This window comes from Acinetobacter sp. 251-1 (assembly GCF_030329305.1).
In the GTDB taxonomy this organism is placed as follows: Bacteria; Pseudomonadota; Gammaproteobacteria; order Pseudomonadales; family Moraxellaceae; genus Acinetobacter; species Acinetobacter piscicola_A.
In genome coordinates this window covers 26,990-46,854 of record NZ_JACANS010000015.1, presented here as the reverse complement: position 1 = coordinate 46,854, position 19,865 = coordinate 26,990, and the positions used below count along the sequence as shown (strand labels likewise).

General features: G+C 39.7%; 19 protein-coding genes. 3 read left to right on the top strand and 16 right to left on the bottom strand.

Annotated features, from left to right (window positions below; translation table 11 throughout):
* Positions 1-98 precede the first annotated feature (98 nt).
* From bamB to HX129_RS13200, 16 genes are all read right to left on the bottom strand, one after another.
* Positions 99-1,247 (bottom strand): outer membrane protein assembly factor BamB, encoded by a 1,149-nt coding sequence (bamB, locus tag HX129_RS13275; protein ID WP_286434460.1) that lies wholly within the window; start codon positions 1,245-1,247, stop codon positions 99-101.
* The gene (locus tag HX129_RS13270; RefSeq protein WP_174493321.1) at positions 1,247-1,948 is read right to left on the bottom strand and encodes a YfgM family protein; all 702 of its coding nucleotides are present in this window, start codon (positions 1,946-1,948) and stop codon (positions 1,247-1,249) included. The genes bamB and HX129_RS13270 overlap by 1 nt, the downstream gene beginning before the upstream one ends.
* 28 nt (positions 1,949-1,976) lie before the next feature.
* Entirely contained in the window at positions 1,977-3,272 is a 1,296-nt protein-coding gene (gene hisS, locus HX129_RS13265) for a histidine--tRNA ligase (RefSeq protein ID WP_286434458.1), read from the bottom strand.
* A 3-nt stretch (positions 3,273-3,275) separates the two neighbouring features.
* On the bottom strand, positions 3,276-4,397 hold the full coding sequence (gene ispG / locus HX129_RS13260) for a flavodoxin-dependent (E)-4-hydroxy-3-methylbut-2-enyl-diphosphate synthase (RefSeq protein WP_130074103.1): 1,122 nt from the start codon (positions 4,395-4,397) through the stop codon (positions 3,276-3,278).
* 23 nt (positions 4,398-4,420) lie between these two features.
* Positions 4,421-5,212 (bottom strand): helix-turn-helix domain-containing protein, encoded by a 792-nt coding sequence (locus tag HX129_RS13255; RefSeq protein WP_130074102.1) that lies wholly within the window; start codon positions 5,210-5,212, stop codon positions 4,421-4,423.
* Positions 5,203-6,003, bottom strand: coding sequence for a type IV pilus biogenesis/stability protein PilW (pilW, locus tag HX129_RS13250; protein ID WP_174493322.1), 801 nt, complete (start codon positions 6,001-6,003; stop codon positions 5,203-5,205). Before pilW ends, HX129_RS13255 begins: the two co-directional genes overlap by 10 nt.
* A 44-nt stretch (positions 6,004-6,047) precedes the next feature.
* A complete protein-coding gene (gene rlmN / locus HX129_RS13245) occupies positions 6,048-7,283 on the bottom strand; it encodes a dual-specificity RNA methyltransferase RlmN (RefSeq protein WP_130074100.1) in 1,236 nt (411 codons plus the stop codon).
* Positions 7,284-7,452: 169 nt separating this feature from the next.
* Positions 7,453-7,884: a nucleoside-diphosphate kinase gene (gene ndk, locus HX129_RS13240; protein WP_016166212.1), complete on the bottom strand. Its 432-nt coding sequence runs from the start codon at positions 7,882-7,884 to the stop codon at positions 7,453-7,455.
* A 119-nt stretch (positions 7,885-8,003) separates the two neighbouring features.
* Positions 8,004-8,204 carry a Fe-S cluster assembly protein IscX gene (gene iscX, locus HX129_RS13235; RefSeq protein ID WP_130074099.1) on the bottom strand — a complete coding sequence of 67 codons (201 nt, stop codon included), beginning with the start codon at positions 8,202-8,204 and terminating at the stop codon, positions 8,004-8,006.
* A gap of 123 nt (positions 8,205-8,327) precedes the next feature.
* Positions 8,328-8,879 carry a phosphatase PAP2 family protein gene (locus HX129_RS13230; protein ID WP_286434454.1) on the bottom strand — a complete coding sequence of 184 codons (552 nt, stop codon included), beginning with the start codon at positions 8,877-8,879 and terminating at the stop codon, positions 8,328-8,330.
* Positions 8,880-8,908: 29 nt separating this feature from the next.
* A complete protein-coding gene (locus tag HX129_RS13225; RefSeq protein ID WP_286434452.1) occupies positions 8,909-10,198 on the bottom strand; it encodes a glycosyltransferase family 4 protein in 1,290 nt (429 codons plus the stop codon).
* Positions 10,199-10,289: 91 nt separating this feature from the next.
* Positions 10,290-10,667 carry a hypothetical protein gene (locus HX129_RS13220; RefSeq protein ID WP_286434450.1) on the bottom strand — a complete coding sequence of 126 codons (378 nt, stop codon included), beginning with the start codon at positions 10,665-10,667 and terminating at the stop codon, positions 10,290-10,292.
* 130 nt (positions 10,668-10,797) lie between these two features.
* Positions 10,798-11,607: an XAC2610-related protein gene (locus HX129_RS13215; RefSeq protein WP_286434448.1), complete on the bottom strand. Its 810-nt coding sequence runs from the start codon at positions 11,605-11,607 to the stop codon at positions 10,798-10,800.
* A 364-nt stretch (positions 11,608-11,971) separates the two neighbouring features.
* On the bottom strand, positions 11,972-12,988 hold the full coding sequence (ilvC, locus tag HX129_RS13210) for a ketol-acid reductoisomerase (RefSeq protein WP_174493326.1): 1,017 nt from the start codon (positions 12,986-12,988) through the stop codon (positions 11,972-11,974).
* A gap of 113 nt (positions 12,989-13,101) precedes the next feature.
* The gene (gene ilvN / locus HX129_RS13205; protein WP_130074093.1) at positions 13,102-13,593 is read right to left on the bottom strand and encodes an acetolactate synthase small subunit; all 492 of its coding nucleotides are present in this window, start codon (positions 13,591-13,593) and stop codon (positions 13,102-13,104) included.
* Positions 13,590-15,317 carry an acetolactate synthase 3 large subunit gene (locus HX129_RS13200; protein ID WP_180045221.1) on the bottom strand — a complete coding sequence of 576 codons (1,728 nt, stop codon included), beginning with the start codon at positions 15,315-15,317 and terminating at the stop codon, positions 13,590-13,592. The genes ilvN and HX129_RS13200 overlap by 4 nt, the downstream gene beginning before the upstream one ends.
* A 563-nt stretch (positions 15,318-15,880) precedes the next feature.
* Between HX129_RS13200 and HX129_RS13195 the strand changes: the two genes are divergently transcribed.
* The 3 genes from HX129_RS13195 (at position 15,881) to HX129_RS13185 (ending at position 19,864) form a co-directional block, all read left to right on the top strand.
* Positions 15,881-16,228, top strand: coding sequence for a DUF4124 domain-containing protein (locus HX129_RS13195; protein ID WP_174493327.1), 348 nt, complete (start codon positions 15,881-15,883; stop codon positions 16,226-16,228).
* Positions 16,229-16,459: 231 nt separating this feature from the next.
* A complete protein-coding gene (gene leuS, locus HX129_RS13190; RefSeq protein WP_286434445.1) occupies positions 16,460-19,084 on the top strand; it encodes a leucine--tRNA ligase in 2,625 nt (874 codons plus the stop codon).
* A gap of 240 nt (positions 19,085-19,324) precedes the next feature.
* Positions 19,325-19,864 (top strand): LPS-assembly lipoprotein LptE, encoded by a 540-nt coding sequence (locus HX129_RS13185; protein ID WP_130074090.1) that lies wholly within the window; start codon positions 19,325-19,327, stop codon positions 19,862-19,864.
* Position 19,865 lies beyond the last annotated feature (1 nt).

Here is a 19,865-nt window from a genome sequence, read left to right as displayed (position 1 = left end):
TCAAATTCACTAAAATAAAGAACTCGGGGTATTGATTTTCAATCACCCCGAGTCATAAAAAATATATAGGTATTAGTTTAACACATGCGTTAAAAAAATTAACGGTTCTGCCAAACAGTTAATTTACCTGTGCGGGTTGCAACATACAGTTGATTATCAATCACACGTAGTGTACGTACTTCACCACTGGTTTTTGCACGTCCCACAATTGTACCTGAGTTAGGGTCAATCAGATGCAACACACCATCCAAATCACCGACAACTAAATATTGCCCAAGCACAACCACATTACTCAGTTCACGATTTAACAATTGATCATTTGACCAAATGACTTGACCCGAAGTTAAGTCAAATGCTGCAACCTTACCATTCGTTTGTGCAACAAAAACTTTGTTATCATACACTTCTGGACGTGTTGAACTTCCTGCATCAACACTCCAAATCACACGTTGTGAAGCTAAGTCCAATACAGTGACTTGACCTTGATAACTATTGGTCACGACAAACTGACCCACCACCACAGGTTCACCATCCACATCAATAAGACGCTGAATATCTGAGCGACCATCTGTCACTGCAACACGGCGCTGCATACGTGGCATACCCGACAAACTATCAATCGCATACACATAGCCCGTCGATGTCGCTACCGCAATGGTCCGTGGATCTAACTCTACAGGTGCAGCTTGACCACGTAAACTAAATGATGCATTCGATAGCTTGTATGTCCATGCTTGTTGACCTGTTTCTTGATCAAAAGCATAAACCGTACCATCATTGGCAACCACAATCACACGACCCGTTTGGATATGCGCTGGGCTAATAATCGCACCAGAAAGCTGTGCTGCCCATTTTTGCTCACCTGTTGCTTGATCTAAAGCAAACAATTGACCCTTACTATTACCAACAATCACAAGCCCTTGTGCTGCTTCAACACCTGAACTCAAACCGTTTTTAGATACTTTTTTTGACCATAAGCGTTGTTTACCTTGGTATGCTTCAACTTTACCATTCGGATCAAGTAAGAAAATTTTACCGTTATCTGCATCAAGTCTTAAACGTAAAGGATCTTCTTTTGCAGTCGAAGAAACACTTTGCGAAAACACTTGGACAAGACCTGTTGCTTGCGCAATCTTAGGAAGTGGGTTGGGTTTAACTTTTTCTTCTTTGACTTTGTTGCTTGAACAACCAACCAATGCAACTGATAATATTGCCAAAGCAAAAGGTATTTTATATTTTCTATCCATTAAGACTCATCCACTTGTGTTTCTAAGATTGGGCGTTCAAAATCAGGATCATCCACTAATACGCCGACACTTTCGAGTTTAATTTGTAAAATTTGACGCTCTTGTTTACGTTCCAATAACGCATCCCATGCAGCTTGATATGATTTTTTAGCATTCTCAATATCATTTTTTGCCACATAAACATCACCTTTCATTTCTTCCGCAGTCGATTTGAATGTAGGTTCATTCACTGCAGATAACGTTTTTAAGGCTTCATCATATTTCTTTTGTGCAAATTGTGCATCTGCTAGACGAATTTTAACAGCTTGTAAAATACCTTTATCGTCAATTTTAGAGTTTTCGACTTTTTTCAGCTCACGCTCAGCTTTGGCATAATCTGCTTGATCATACGCCAATTTCGCCATAGTAAATTGGGTCTGAATCGCCTGAATCGAGTCTGGATCTTCTTTAACGAGCTTATCTGCTGCTGTCGTTAATGCCGCTGTTGCTTTTGCATCACCATTTGCCGCATGTGCTTGATCAAACAATTGCTGCACTTTGGCAGTCTGATTTTGCGCTTTTGCCAAATTATTTTTTTGCCAATACTGCCAACCAAAAAAGGCGATCAACGCAATGAGAACCCCGCTCACCATAGCTGAGCCATATTTCTTAAAAAATGACTTCAAACTATCTAGTTGTTCTTCGTCAGTCATTGCGCTCATAAGATTGCCCTTTTATTCATGTTTTCAATTATTTTGCAGAAAATTTTTCTATAGAAAATGCAACTAGATCAGTCACGGCAACTTCATGCTGCTCAGCAGTTGCAAGTTCTTTCACCAAGACCTGCTGTGCTGCGGCTTCACGCTCACCATAAATCAATGCGTAAACTGCACCCGATTGATCCGCTTTTTTCATTTGGCTCTTCATCGAACCTTGTGAACCTGTTTTCAAGCGAATTGAACAATTTGCAGCATCCAGTTGATCACGAATTTGCTCAGCAAGTACCAACGCCTGACCTTGAGTCGCAGGGTCAGACACCAAGAACATTTCACATTCACGTACGGGTGTATTGTCTTCCACTTGCTCAAGTAGAAGTAATAAACGCTCCATTCCCATCGCAAAACCAACAGCAGGAACAGATTGATCAGGCTTACCTTTTAACTGTCCAACTAAACCATCATAGCGACCACCTGCACATACTGTGCCTTGTGAACCTAAATGTGTTGTTGTCCATTCAAAAACAGTTTTATTGTAATAATCCAAACCACGTACTAATTTTTGATTAATTACAAATTTTATACCTGCATCGCTCAAATATTGCTGCAATTGAGCAAAATGCTGCATGGTCTCTTGACCCATAAAATCATGCAATTTTGGCGCATTTTGCAAAATTTCTTGGGTACGTGCATCTTTTGAATCTAAAATTCGAAGTGGATTGGTACTTAAACGACGTTGAGAGTCTTCATCTAATTCTGCTTTGTGTGCATTTAAAAATTCAACCAATGCCGTACGATATTCAGCACGCTCATCTGACTCGCCCAAAGTATTCAATTCTAATTGAACTTTATCTGCCACGCCCATGCGTTTCCACAAACGTGCAGTCATTAAAATCAGTTCTGCATCTTGGTCAGGTGTAGCGACACCAAAAGTTTCCACACCAAATTGATGAAATTGACGATAGCGCCCTTTTTGTGGTTTTTCATAACGGAACATTGGCCCCACATACCAAACACGTGGGTTTGCACCACGCAGTAAGTTATGTTCAAGCATAGCACGCACACAACCTGCAGTTCCTTCAGGACGCAAAGTCAAAGACTCGGGTGGATTGCCTTTGTCTAAGAATGTGTACATTTCTTTTTCAACAATATCCGTTGCATCACCAATTGAACGCTTGAACAAATGGGTCTGCTCAACCATGGGCAAACGAATTTGTTGATAGCCATAGGCATCCATCAACGATGCTAAATGCTGTTCTAAACGTCTCCACGCAGGCGTTTGCATTGGAAGAATATCGTTAAAACCTTTAATTGCGACAATTGAACTCATGACTTACTCAGAAAAACTTGTGCGGATAATCTCTTTAGCTTTCGCTTCTTCAAGCTCTACAATACGTTGACGAACCATTGCTTCGATTTCATCAACAAGCTGATTAGTATCAATCAAATGGCTCTTTTCACCATTACGATAGACCAATGAGCGTGGGGCTGCCCCAACCACACCAATATCAGCTTCTTTCGCTTCACCTGGCCCATTCACTTTACAGCCAATCACCGAGACATCCATTGGTGTGCGCACATCTTCTAAGCGCTCCTCCAATGTTTGCATCACTTTGATGACATTAAATTCTTGACGTGAACAACTTGGGCAAGCAATAAAATTAATCCCATTAGAACGTAAGCCTAATGATTTTAAAATATCAAAACCGATTTTAATTTCTTCTTCAGGCTCTGCTGCCAAAGAAATACGCATGGTATCGCCAATGCCTTCCATCAACAAACCACCCAAAGCAATCGCTGATTTCACTGAACCTGTGCGATATACACCTGCTTCAGTCACCCCCAAATGCAATGGATTGTCAATTTGTGCAGACAATAAACGATAAGCATCCAGGGTTAAAAACACATTCGATGCTTTCACTGAGACTTTAAACTCTTGGAAATCCAAACGATCTAAAATATCAATATGGCGCATTGCAGACTCAAGCAAGGCTTGACCTGTCGGCTCACCATATTTTTTTTGAATATCTTTTTCTAACGACCCAGCATTTACCCCAATTCTCATCGAAATATCATGATGTTTTGCCGCAGCAACCACTTCACGAATTTTCGCTTCCGAACCAATATTCCCAGGATTAATACGTAAACAATCCGCACCAAAGTCAGCGACAGCAAGCGCAATTTTATAGTCAAAGTGGATATCAGCAACCAAAGGCACTGAAACACGTTTACGAATTTCACCGAAAGCTTGAGCTGCTTCCATGCTTGGCACAGACACACGCATGATGTCCGCACCAACGTCTACACAACGTTGAATCTGTGCAACAGTCGCTTCGACATCACACGTTTCAGTATTGGTCATGCTTTGGATGCTAATCGGTGCATCACCACCAACATACACTGAACCGACACGAATTTTTCGGGTTGGACGACGTTTAATTGGATTTTCAATCATTGTACCGCTCGACTTAATTTAAATTAACGAGATAAACGGAATTCTGCTTTCCCGTTCACAGTATATGGAGACAATGAAATCTGTTCATTATTAAGGCTTAATGACACAGCAGCAGCATCATCAAGTCGAATCTGGAATGGAGATTCACCTGTCAATGTTAATGTTGATGATTGACGACCCGTCGCCAACACTTTACCTGTGCTATCCACAATATTGACAGAGGTTGGGCGACTAAAGTTCAACACCATCTGATCGCCAGAGCTATGACTTGAGCTATTGTTCATCGACAACACTTCAACATCGGATTGTTGTGGTTTGGCATCTGAACCGTCATTTTTACTTGATGACCATTTTTGAATCCCTGCAACCACCGCCCAAATCACCGCCAATGCAATCACGGCAATTAAAGCACGTTTCAACCATTTTTTGTTGCGATCACTGTTAGAACCCGGCAATTTCCCCATGATTTTAATCGGAGAATTGTTTAATGCATGGTTGGGCATCAATCCAGTATCATTTTGATAAATATCATCAAAACGTTGAATGATTGCAGTTGCATCAACATTCAAATATTTTGCATACGAGCGATAATAGCCTTTAATAAACGTGGCTTCAGGCAAAGATTTATATTCATCTTTCTCTAAAGCTTCTAAAGTTTTTAAAGGCATATTTAAGTCTGTAGCAACGGCTTTAATATCACGATGCTGTGAAACACGAACTTGACGTAAGTACTCGCCCGGACGCTGAACATTTCCTAAACCATTAGGTGCTACGTTTGAACCAGTAGGTTGCTGTGAATTAGGATTTACTTCCATACGGCCTCAGTACTGTACTGTAATTGCAAATAACGTTGATATTCTTGGCTTTCAGGAAAAAGTGCGCGTAATTGATTGACCAATACTTGCGACCCCATCTGATCACCATTCGCTCTCGCGATACGAATTCCGATCCAAAGCGCTCTTGAGTCTTGATTTTTCTGACCCACTAAACGCACAAACTGCTCATACAGTTGACTGGCTTGAGCAGTTTGCTGTTTTAAATATAATAGTTCTGACAACTCGATTAAAGATATAACAGAATCTCGATTGACTTGTAGCGTTTGCTTGAACGTTTTTTCAGCATTCTCTTTATCGCCTACAATCATATAGACTTTACCGAGATTTTCCAAAGCTCTATAGCGTTGGTCATAGCCTAAACTCGCACCTGCAAACTGCAGTTGTTCAATGGCGTCATTATAACGCTTCATCAAATATAAGTAAGTCCCATAATTATTACGGGCTTGTGCATTGTCTGGATCACGGGAAATAGCACGTTTAAAATAACTATCCGCTTTATCCATGCTGACTTTACTGCCTTCTTGTTGCAGTAAAACCCCCATCATCATATTGGCAGTCGAATCACCTGAATCAATTTCTAAGGCTTGATCAAGTGAACGTTTTGCGGCATCTAAATCATGCGTTCGGATATATTCAGCAGCCAATTGAGTACGTACTTTGACTGCTTTTTCAGGATCTTTTTTTAAAACTGACCCTGTTTGTGTCGTTTCACAAGCCGTCAAGAACACAGCACAACTGATTGCAGCGACTGTGATCAATTTTTTGTACATATGATTTCTCAAAGCTTGCTCCCCATATTTAATTTTAAAAATGGTCAACCTTGTGAACGCAAAATCTCGTTCTGCTGCGCAACTTTTTTCTTCCATTGTTCTGCACGGCGAGTACGGTCAGCCACCTGACCAACCAATTGACCACACGCAGCATCAATATCATCACCACGTGTCTGACGAATCGTACACACAAATCCTGCATCAGACAAAGTTTTTTGAAAAGAAATAATTCGATTACGGCTTGAACGACCATAAGGTGCATGCGGAAACGGATTAAATGGAATTAAATTAATTTTACTTGGTAAATTTTTCAACAACTTAATCATTTGCTGTGCATGTTCAGGCTGATCATTCACCCCTTCCAACATGACATATTCAATGGTGACATGTTTACGTGAACTTTCATTGCCATCTTTGGCAATATAACGCTGACATGCTGCAATGAGTTGTTCTAATGGATATTTTTTATTAATTGGTACTAATTCATTACGCAGTTCATCATTTGGTGCATGTAAAGAAATGGCTAAAGCAACATCGATATCCTGTGCCAATTGATCAATTTTTGGCACCACACCTGATGTAGACAAAGTCACGCGACGTTTAGACATACCATAAGCAAAGTCGTCCAACATGATATTCATTGAACTTAAAACAGCATCATAGTTGAGTAATGGCTCACCCATTCCCATCATCACAACATTGGTCACCGAGCGTTCACGCTCTGCAACTGGCACTTCTTCCATATACGAGTAGTTCGCCATCCATAACTGACCAATAATTTCACTCGGCGTTAAATCACGTTGAAAGCCCTGTTTACCTGTTGAACAAAATGAACAGTCCAATGCACAACCCACTTGTGAAGAAATACATAAAGTTTTACGCGAACCTGTTTTATCTTCAGCAGGAATTAAAACAGTTTCAACCAATGAGCCTTCCCCTTCGCCCACTCGAAACACCCATTTACGGGTACCATCTTTTGAATAATTACGATGTACGACTTCTGGTGCTTCAATCACACACACTTTTTCTAATTTTTCACGCAACTTACCTGAAATATTAGTCATTTCAGCAAAATCTGTGACGAAAAATTGATGAATCCATTTCATCACCTGTCCTGCACGGAATTTTTTCTCCCCCATATCTTCGAAGAATTTTTCCAATTGTGGACGTGACATGCCCAGTAAATTCACTTTCTGTACATGTGTTTGCTGTGCAGATTTTGATGATGCAGGCTTCTGTTCATCTTGCGTTAATGACGAAGCGACAACTTCAGAATTCATGAGTATTACCTAAAAAACATGCCGATGGGTAGGATTCGTTCAATATTCGAACATTAAAAATAAAAAAACCAGACAAGCAGTATAACACTTATCTGGTTCAGGGTCTGTTTACAATTTACAAAACGTAAAACGCTTCTGTGAATTTTAAGACAACCCTATTGACTCAGAATTAACGAGTACGTGGGCAAACTTCAGTTTGAGCGAAGAAGTAGTTTACTTCACGGTCAGCAGAAGCTACAGAGTCAGAACCGTGAGCAGCATTTTCATCGATGCTTACAGCGAAATCTGCACGGATTGTACCAGGAGCAGCTTCTTTAGGGTTTGTAGCACCCAAGATTTCACGGTGAGCAAGAACTGCATTTTCGCCTTCAAGAACTGAAACAACCACTGGACCAGAAGTCATGAATGCAACTAGGTCAGCAAAGAAACCACGTTCTTTATGTTCAGCATAGAAACCTTCAGCTTCAGCTTGAGAAAGGTGTTTCATTTTAGTCGCAACGATTTTAAGACCAGCTTTTTCGAAACGAGCAAAGATATCACCAATGTGGTTTTTAGCAACTGCGTCTGGTTTTACGATAGATAAAGTACGTTCAATAGCCATTGATTGGCTCCTTAAGTCAAATTGACACGAAAATTTTGGCGCATTATACCGAATAATGCGCGATTTTCCGCGGTTTAAACTGTAAAAAAATGATTTTTTAGATAGATTGAGTTGATTTTTTAACTTGCTTCGTCAATCCAAGCCATTTGGATCGCCTCTAGCAACCCTTCCGTTGACTTGGTTGGGTCATCACTAAAGTCAGGTAATGCACAAATCCATGCATGTAAATCTGTAAAACGCACCCATTGCGGGTCAACATCTGGGTGAGCTTCATATAGCTCAATTGCGATATCTAATGTATCAGTCCAACGTAAACCCATTGAGGTCATCCTATCCGTTCAATTTATTGAACTACTTTAACAAAATCCGTAGCATTGCCAAAATAGATTTTATTTTTAAACCTGCTGATTTTTCATCAACTCCACTTTGATCAAATAAAATACTTACAAAGCAATACTCAGAAATGGTGCAGCGACCAAAATCAGACTCGCTACCGTTGCCCCAATTAAAGCCCCCACAATCACATCACTCGGATAGTGCAACCCCAAGACCATACGTGACAATGCCACTAAAATTGTAAAAGGCATCATGATCAATAACAGCACAGGTTGAATATAACCAAGCACGACTGTCGTCATCACGGCGTGCAAAGTATGTCCCGAAGGAAAACTAAAATGATCCAATGGACGCTCACCTAAACGAATCACTTGATGTACTTGGTATGGACGTGGACGTACTGTTTTATGCTTTAATATTTTATAGATGCCTGTGCCAATCAAGGCACTTAAAACTACATATAACAGTTTCAATCCATAGAGCAAACCTTTGTTCAACCAAACAATAAACAACATTAGGTACCAAAAAGCACCATCCCCCAACCGACTGATCACTTTAAAAAACACAGCAATATGTTGTACGTGTGACAAATTATTGAGATATAAGCAGCCTTTTAAATCTAAATCGAGTATTTTTATTTTGGTCTCTTTAAAATTCATTGTCGCTCTCCTCTCTATCCGAGATGATTTTAAGTCACTAAAACCTGATCTTGCGTGACTTGATAAAGTGCCTGTTCAAATTGTTGTACCGCCTGTTGCCAACCAATATTTTGCACATCACGCATCGCATGTTGCCCCATGTCATGCAAAATCGAATTGTTTGGAAGTCGAAGAATATTCTGAATAAATTGATCTGTTGCACCCAAAGGACAGACCCAACCTGTTTGTTGATGTTTCACATAAAGTTGTGTGCTTGCATAGTTATACGCAACGATCGCCAAACCACTTGCCATCGCCTCAAGCACCACATTACCAAACGTTTCAACCTGACTTGCAAAGACAAAGACATCTGCACTCGCATAAGCTTCAGCAAGTTGCTGACCACTCAAATTCCCTGTAAAAATAATATGTTCCGCAGCAAGCATTTGTTGCAAACGCTTACGATCAGGTCCATCACCCACGATGACCAATTTCACTTTTTTATTCCGACAATTTCTCATTGCCGCATAAGCATCAATCAAAACATTGATTTCTTTCTCAGGAGATAAACGTCCGACATACAATAAAACAGTGGTATCTTGGTCAACACCCCACATGCGTCTCAGCTTTTCTGAGCGATGTTTTGCCGAAAACTTTTCAACATCCACCCCTCGTCCCACCACTTGCATTGGACAAGTCACACCAAATTGGCGCAATGCTTTTTCAGTATCAACACTAGGGACACAAGTAAGCTGCGTATTATTATGAAACCATTTCAAATAATGCTGCACCGGTTTTACTAAAAATGCTAAATCAAAAAATCGGCTAAACTCTTGAAATGGTGAATGAAAACCACTTGATACAGGGATACGTTTTGCCTTCGCCGCATGTAAAGCCGTAAAACCTAAGGGCCCTTCAGTCACGATATGAATAATATCTGGCACAAAATCAGAAATTGCTTGGGATACTTTTAAATATTGTGGCCAACCAAAACGCATATCAGGATATTTTGGAACGGCTTGAGCTGTCACTAAGCACTCTTTATTGGGCGAAAATTCATAACATACATGTTTTTGTTTTGGGCGAATCAGTAAAATTTTATGCCCTTGTTTCTGCAACCCCTTGCATAACTGCATCAATGACATTGCTACCCCATTAATTTCAGGCGGCCATGTTTCTGTCACAATGACGATTTTCAGCCGTGGACGAACAAGTTTTTGAAGCGTATTTAAATTCTCTGAAATATGAGTGGGATTTTTATTTTTCTTTAAATAAAATTTAAAATAGTCTGGAAATTCTTGTTGTTTATACAATAAGGTTTCTGCGTACGTCTTGGTCATACGTTTACCCCAATCTTCTCTTCATTTTTGAATAGTTTAAATTTTCTTTTTTACATTTCGATGATGATGCAATGACGTTTTGCTTACAGCATTATTGTTTTGTTAAATTGAATTCTAAAAATGCATAAAATGCTTCATTACGAACGGAATAAATATGTTGATGATTAAACATACTTCGCACACACTCAGCAAAAGGACCTATTGTATTTGTCCAGTTTTCTAACAATACTCCCCTCTCACTCACCCTAGACACAATTTCAAAAGATGTACCCTGATAAAACTGTGCACAAAAACCAATAGAAACTGAAAGCGGCTCTGCATAAGAGCGATTTAATTGTGATTTTTCTTGTTCAGTTAAACTATTTTCATATTCAATGGCTTGTTCTTTCAATAGGTCATAATCTATGACTTGTGCATGAACAACTCCCACTATCAAGACTAAAAATATTTTCACAACCTGTTTTAGCATAAAAATTTAACCTAAATTTAGCCTTAAATCACCAACAAATATGCTCATTACATCCCTTGAGCTCTGTGCATGTGCCCCCTAGACCATAAAGTATCTCCTAGGGGTTACGCATATTATCGAAAATTAAAAGCTAAATTCGATTTAATAAGCCATTTTTCACTTGATATACTCGACCACCTCCAAAATCAATTTGCTGTTTTTCACCATGTAAATTTGGGAAACCGATGATTTTATCAAGTTGTGGCGAACGCTGAAATTGTCCTGTTTTTGGATTATACATCCAATAAATATAACGCTTATCTTCTACAGAATAAGACTGTGAAATATCAGATAAAATGACATCATAATAACCATCAAAGTTAATATCCATATAACCTATACTTTTTGGATAGGCAACAAACCCCGTCAAGGACTGAATCGTCTGATTATTACTTTTATTAACCACATCTACACGCTGTAAAGGTGCACCATAGGTTGTCGTTTGATCACCACTATAAAATTTAAAGACAAATGAAGGCTTGTTGCTCACTTTCACAGCCGGTTCAAACTGAATATTTTTACCAAAAGTATCACCGCCTGCTGAGAGTAAAGTTTTGAAATAACCCGTATTTGCATTTAACGTTCCCATCAACTGATAAGCACCATTTTCAATTGCATCAGTTTCAGAATTTACTGACTTTAGCGTGAGTTGATCTGCTTTTTGTAAACCTTTAAATGCAATATTTTTATTTTCTACTAAATCCGTCAGTACCGCATGTGGATTCCAAATACCCGCATACAGGCTTAAAAAATAACGTCCTTCGGTAGAACGCAACATCCGTTGCATAGAAACACGAACTTCGTTCAGCGGTTTAAACTCTTTTGAATTTATTACAGTTTCAGCATGATTTAAATTTGAAAATGTTATAGCAACCATGCCCAATAAAATTTTAAATTTCATAATTTCACCACATTTAAAAACAGCAAAATAATGCGTAATTTATCACAAAAAAAAGCCCACTCAATAGAGTCGGCTTTGATAAAGTTAAAAACTTAAACTTAGTTTTTATTTTATCAACAATTCTATTTACTTGAATTCAAAGTATGAACGAGGACTAGCAAAGTACTGCTTTGTTATGTTTTAAAGCATGTAGTGAATACTCATTTCTTTAGAACATAAAAAAAGCCCTTGTTTTAACAAGGGCTTTTTGACTCAAAAATTAGAACTTAGTTCTTTTCTTTGTCTACGATTTTGTTCGCTTGAACCAAGGCACGAAAAAATGGGAAAGCACTGCTTTCCCATTTTTAAGGCACGTAACGTAACCTTAGTTCTTTTCTTTATCAACGATTTTGTTCGCTTGGATCCAAGGCATCATCGCACGTAACTTATTACCAGTTACTTCAATACCATGTGCAGCATTTTGACGACGACGAGCAGTCATAGATGGGTAGTTTAATGCACCCTCTTGAATGAACATCTTCGCGTATTCACCAGATTGAATACGTTTAAGTGCATTACGCATTGCTTCACGAGACTGTTCGTTGATTACTTCAGTACCTGTTACATATTCGCCATATTCAGCATTGTTCGATACTGAGTAGTTCATGTCAGCGATACCGCCTTCGAACATTAAATCAACGATCAATTTAAGTTCGTGTAGGCACTCGAAGTAAGCCATTTCTGGTGCATAACCCGCTTCAACCAAAGTTTCGAAGCCCATTTTAACCAATTCAACAGCACCACCACAAAGAACTGCTTGCTCACCGAATAAGTCAGTTTCAGTTTCTTCACGGAAAGAAGTTTCGATGATACCAGTACGACCACCACCTACGCCTGAAGCATAAGAAAGCGCAACGTTACGTGCATTACCAGAAGCATCTTGGTGAATCGCGATTAAGTCAGGAACACCTGAACCACGTTGATATTCTGAACGTACAGTATGACCAGGTGCTTTTGGTGCAACCATGATTACGTCTAAGTCAGCACGTGGAACAACTTGGTTATAAAGAACAGAGAAACCATGAGCAAATGCTAAAGTTGCACCTTGCTTGATGTTTGGCTCAATCACATCACGATAAAGTTGTGATTGGAACTCATCAGGCGTCAAGATCATAACTAAGTCAGCTTGAGCTACAGCAGCAGGAACTTCTGAAACTTTAAGACCAGCATTTTCAGCTTTTTTCCAAGAAGTAGAACCAGCGCGTAGACCTACAGTTACGTCAACGCCTGAATCTTTAAGGTTAAGCGCATGCGCATGGCCTTGTGAACCATAACCAATGATTGCTACTTTTTTGCCTTGGATGATAGATAAGTCACAGTCTTTATCATAAAAAATTTGCATTGCTGTCTCCGCTTAAATGCTTTTGTTTCCTTTAACTTAGTTGGTACGGCTTTATTGTGTACTGGTCAACTAAGCCTCTCCTTTTTTCTAGGAGAGGAGTATAGGTGAATAAATTAAATAGTTAAAACTTTTTCGCCGCGTGCCACGCCTGACACGCCCGAACGTACAACTTCAAGAATGGTATTTTCAGCAAGTGCATCAATAAAACCATCAATTTTTTCAGTTGTACCTGCAATCTGAATGGTATAAGTCGTTGGTGTTACATCGACAATTTGTGCACGGAAAATATCGGCTGTACGTTTAATTTCAGCACGTGCTGAACCTAAAGCCTTAACCTTAATGAGCATCAATTCACGCTCAATATGTGCACCCTCTGATAAATCAACCACTTTGACTACTTCAACCAATTTGTTTAGTTGCTTGGTAATTTGCTCAATTTTGTGCTCATCACCATACGTGGTTAATGTCAAACGTGACAAAGTTGGATCTTCTGTGGGCGCAACATTTAATGTTTCAATGTTATAGCCACGTTGACTAAATAAACCCACCAAACGAGAAAGCGCACCAGCTTCGTTTTCCATGAGTACAGAAATTATATGTCTCATTGTGTACGCTCCCCTTTAGACAACCACATATCTTTCATTGATTGACCCGCGATCAGCATCGGATAAACATGCTCTGAACGATCAACCATGACATTAATAAATACGCATTTATCATTAATTGCCATTGCTTCTGCAAGTTTAGATTCAAGCTCGTCCGCATGGTCAATTTGAATCCCGACATGGCCATAAGCTTCCATCAATTTAGCGAAGTCTGGTAATGACTCAACATAAGAACTTGAATGACGACCTTCGTAGTTCATGTCCTGCCATTGCTTAACCATCCCTAAAGCACGGTTATTCAAACACAGAATTTTCACATTTAAGCCATATTGCTTACATGTTGAAAGCTCTTGGATACACATCTGAATCGATGCTTCACCTGTAATACACACCACTTGTTGATCTGGGAATGCAAGCTTAGCAGCCATTGCATATGGTAAGCCTACACCCATTGTTCCTAAGCCACCCGAGTTAATCCATTGACGTGGACGAATATAGGTGTAGTACAGTGCACCAAACATTTGATGCTGACCCACATCAGAGGTAATAATCGCTTGGCTATTGGTCACTTTATCGAGTGCTTGAACCACTTGTTGTGGTTTCATTACACCGTCTTGACCTGCTTCATATTTCAAACCATGAACTTTGCGCCATTCATTGATTTGATCCCACCAAGCTGCAATTGCTTCTGGATTTGGTTTTGAAACATTCATTTGTTTCAATTGAACCAACATTTCTTGTAATACAGGCTCAACTGCACCCACGATCGGGATATGCGCCATGATGGTTTTAGAAATGGTTGCAGGGTCAATATCAATATGAATGACTTTAGCATTTGGACAGAATTTAGCTGGATTATTGGTTACACGGTCATCAAAACGTGCGCCAATGGCTAAAATTAAATCTGCATTTGCCATGGTCATATTGGCTTCATACGTACCATGCATCCCCAACATACCCACAAATTGTGGATCATTACCAGGGAAAGCACCTAAGCCCATTAAGGTATTGGTTACAGGATAGCCCAATAAATGTGCAAGCTCCGTTAATAACGCAGAAGCATTCCCTTGAACCACACCACCACCTGTATAAATGACAGGACGTTTTGCATTAACCAGCTCATCAATTGCTTTACGAATCTGACCAGAATGACCACGATGCGGCGGTTGATACGAACGCATTTTCACCTTTTCAGGATATTCGTATGCAAATTTTTCAGCAGGATTTGTTGCATCTTTTGGAATATCAACAACAACTGGACCTGGACGACCACTTGAAGCAATATAAAATGCTTTTTTAATAATTGCAGGAATTTCGCTTGCATGGCGCACTTGGAAACTGTGCTTCACGATCGGACGAGAAATACCGACCATATCCGTTTCTTGGAACGCATCCTCACCGATTAAATGGCTTGCAACCTGACCAGACAAAATCACCATAGGGATTGAGTCCATATAAGCGGTCGCAATTGGCGTTACGGTATTGGTCGCACCTGGACCAGATGTTACAAGTACAACACCTGTCTTACCTGTCACGCGTGAGTAAGCATCAGCCATGTGACCTGCTGCTTGTTCATGACGCACGAGGTAATGATTGATTTTCTCTTGTTGAAATAGCGCATCATAAATATGCAAAACTGCGCCGCCTGGGTACCCAAAAACATGTTCAACGCCTTCGTCCGCCAATGCACGAACAAGCATTTCACCACCAGATAAAAGTTCCAACGTATTCACCCTAATCTTTTTTCCACAACACTATGGGAGACATAGTTTGTGTTTTCATTCATTGATTTGTGTGCTCTGTTATAACACACATATTTAATAGTTTTTGCAGCAATAAAAAATTAAATCATCACACAGCCGTTTGGGCTGTATAAATCACTAAAAAATGTTGGGATAAACATCTTTCGGTTAGGTTCGACTTCTCGGCTTAGAGAAAACGTTATTGCTTGCTTTGATATTTTTATTCGAAGGGTGATCGAATAAAAGCATATAAAACTGTTTCAGCATTTTTGTTGTTTTAGCAAGCAAAGTCAAGGTTTCTATTCGCTTTTTTATTGATTATTTCCCATACGCATTTTTTTTAAACTATTCCTTTTTTTTAACTTAGTTATAACTAAATTTTCAAATAGTTATAACTTAATAAATTTATGATAAAAATCTGCATTCTTTTAAAATTTTGTTTAAAATAACAGCACGAAAAATCACTATAACAATTTCTTTATTTTAAGTCGCTTTGCAACACCGCATACTTAAAATATTGATAAGTTCAGTAATAAGGTTTAGGTATGTATCATCTAAAAAAATTAAAAATGGCTTTGATTTCAGGCATGGGGTTACTTTTGACTCTTGGCGTGACTGCTCCAAGTTTTGCCAAAGAGTATTATAAATGGGTCGATCAAAATGGGTCGACCCATTATTCAGAAACCCCTCCGCCACGTAATGCAAAGCACAAAACCACGGTAACAACCTACGGGCACAATGTTTCAAGTTCAGCAAGTGCTGCTGCGCCTGCAAATACAACACCTACAAATACAACGACAGCAGCACCTACAAATGAAGTCCCGCATACAGACCAACAAAGTGAGGCAAATGCTGCACTACAAAAAGGTCAGTTAGAGCGCGCACCGCAATAATTAAAAAATGCCATGAAACAAAATAGAAAAAGCCTTTCAAAATGAAAGGCTTTTTTATGGTCATTTTAGATTGAGCGATTGAGTTCTTTAAAATTTAACGCACATCGACACATTGCGTTAAATAGCAACCTTTTACATAAATTGCGTGCGAAAATCTGACATTTTTTTAGGTTTTAAGCTATGCTGTGTGACACATTTTAACTTTGTTCTTATTAAATACGTTTATTTACTATGACTAATCCTCACATTGACCCTGAATATCAAGCGAGTGCGATTGAATCTAATGTCCAACAAGACTGGGAAACTCGCAAAGCATTTAAAGTTGCCGACACTGTAGAAGGTCCACGTCGTTATATCCTCTCGATGTTCCCTTACCCAAGCGGTAAACTGCATATGGGTCATGTGCGTAACTATACCATTGGTGACGTGATCAGCCGTTTTCACCGTCTTAAAGGTGAAACTGTCCTACAACCTATGGGGTGGGATGCCTTTGGTCTTCCTGCTGAAAATGCTGCGATTGCTCACCACGTGGCGCCTGCAAAATGGACATTTGAAAATATCGCTTACATGCGTGACCAATTAAAAAAATTAGGTCTTTCAGTTGACTGGGATCGTGAATTTGCCACCTGTACCCCTGAGTACTATCACTGGGAACAATGGTTATTTGTTCAGCTTTATAAAAAAGGTCTGATTTACCGTAAACTCTCTACCGTAAACTGGGATCCTGTAGACCAAACTGTTCTTGCCAATGAGCAAGTGGAAAATGGTCGCGGTTGGCGCTCAGGTGCATTGGTTGAAAAACGTGATATTCCAATGTACTACTTCCGCATTACCGACTATGCACAAGAATTACTTGACGATTTAGACACTTTAAAAGATGGTTGGCCACAACAAGTCTTGACCATGCAACGCAACTGGATTGGACGTTCACAAGGGATGGAAATTACCTTCCCTTCAGCGAATACAGACGTTTATGCTGATGGTTTAACGGTATATACCACGCGTGCCGATACCTTAATGGGTGTGACTTATGTTGCAGTAGCAGCAGAACACCCTATGGCATTAAAAGCAGCTGAAAGTAACCCCGAACTTGCAGCATTTATTGAAGAATGCCGTATGGGTTCAGTCGCAGAAGCTGATCTTGCCACTGCTGAAAAGAAAGGTATGGCGACAGGTCTTTCTGTTAAGCATCCTGTGACTGGTGAAGAAGTGCCAGTTTGGATCGCGAACTATGTGTTGATGTCATATGGTTCAGGTGCTGTGATGGCGGTTCCTGCACATGATGAACGTGATTTTGAATTTGCCAATAAATACAACTTGCCAATCAAACAAGTGATTGATGCCAAAGGTGCTGATGATGCAGATTACTCTGCAACTGAATGGCAAGAATGGTACGGTTCTAAAGAAGGTAAATTGGTCAATTCAGCTGAATTTGACGGTTTAGATTTCCAAGCGGCTTTTGATGCATTCCTTGCAAAATTACAACCACAACAACTTGCAAATTCTAAAGTTCAATTCCGTTTACGTGACTGGGGTGTATCTCGTCAGCGTTATTGGGGTTGTCCAATTCCAATGATCAACTGTGACAAGTGTGGTCAAGTACCTGTTCCTGAAGATCAATTACCTGTGGTATTACCAACAGATGTTGTTCCTGATGGCTCAGGTAACCCACTGAATAAAATGCCTGAATTCTATGAAACCAAATGTCCATGTTGTGGTGGCGACGCACGTCGCGAAACCGATACTTTGGATACTTTCGTAGAGTCGTCTTGGTATTATGCACGTTATGCGTCTCCTGATTTCACGGGTGGTATGGTGAAACCTGAAGCTGCACAATCTTGGTTACCAGTGAACCAGTACATCGGTGGTGTAGAGCACGCGATCCTTCACTTACTTTATGCACGTTTCTTCCATAAATTGATGCGTGATGAAGGGGTAGTTCAAGGCAACGAACCATTCACTAACCTTTTAACACAAGGCATGGTCCTTGCTGATACTTTCTATCGTGAAGCTGAATCTGGTAAGAAAACTTGGTTCAACCCTGCTGATATTGAGTTAGAAAAAGACGAAAAAGGTCGTGTTCTTTCTGCAAAATATAAAGGTGATGGTCAAGAAGTTGTGGTTGGTGGTCAAGAAAAAATGTCGAAATCGAAAAATAACGGTATCGACCCGCAAGCCATTATTGACCAATACGGTGCAGATACTGCTCGTGTCTTCATGATGTTTGCTGCTCCACCTGATCAATCACTTGAATGGTCAGATGCAGGTGTTGAAGGTTCAAACCGTTTCTTAAAACGTGTATGGCGTTTAACCACAGGCTTCCTTGAAAAAGGCAACAATGCATCTGCTATTGATACTGCAAAACTATCTCAAGATGCGCAAGATTTACGCCGTAAAACGCATGAAACGATTCAGAAAGTCGGTGATGACATTGAACGCCGTCATGCCTTTAACACAGCGATTGCTGCGTTAATGGAATTGTTAAATGCCAATAACAAGTTTGATGCAAAAGATGACAATGATATCGCGGTTGCTCGTGAATCGATCATCACATTGCTGACTTTACTTGCACCATTTGCACCGCATTTAAGTCAGACTTTATTAGCGCAATTTGATATTGATTTAACTACAGTATTATTCCCTGCTGTCGATGAGTCTGCACTCACGCGTAATACGCAAACGATTGTGGTTCAGGTGAATGGTAAACTTCGTGGCAAGTTAGAAGTGTCTGTAGATGCGTCTAAAGATGACATCTTGGCACAAGCGAAAGCTTTACCTGAAGTGCAACAATTTTTGACAGGTCCAACCAAGAAAGAAATCGTTGTACCAAATAAATTAGTAAATTTGGTGGTTTAAAATCCTTACACCCCTTCTCCCTTTGGGATGAGGAATATATTCCGCAAGGGGATGAGGGTTCTTAAATAAATTACCTCTCCCCTTGCGAAACAGTGTTTCTCATCTCCTAAAAAGAGAGGGAATTTAAGGCTAAAAACAAAACCCTAACAAAGCCCGTTGTTATTCAACGGGCTTTGACTTTACAATCCATCCCAAGATCTTTAAATTATTTTCCATTTTGGAAAAATCAGAGGACACCACATGCATTTGGTTCAACGTGTTGCCGCAGTTGTATTAACTTTGGGTTTCAGTGCAGGCTTAGTGGGTTGTGATTTCCATTTAAAAGGCACAAACCAATATGTAACCCCTTTGGTTTATACCAAACTTAATCTACAACTTCCTAAAAATACAGACGATCTAGAAAGTAAACTAAGTGTTTATTTGACAGCATCAGGCGTACAACTCGGCAATAGCAGTGATGCCTATGTATTACGTGTGTTAGATTACAAACCGATTCGTCATGAACTCAATGGTCAATTGATTGAAACCCTATTACGTCTCAGTGTGACTTTTCAAATTGAAGATCAACAAGGTCATGCGATTACTGAGCCACGTACCTTGACTGCATCACGTAGTTACCAATATGACGTTGCGACGGTCAATACCGATGATCAACAAGAAAAGTATTTAAAACAAGTTATTATTGATGATATTGCACAACAAATTAGTCGTCAAATCTCAGCAAATCGTTTACCTAAAGCGCAACATTTATTGAACCCAGCACCACAAACTGCACAGTAAT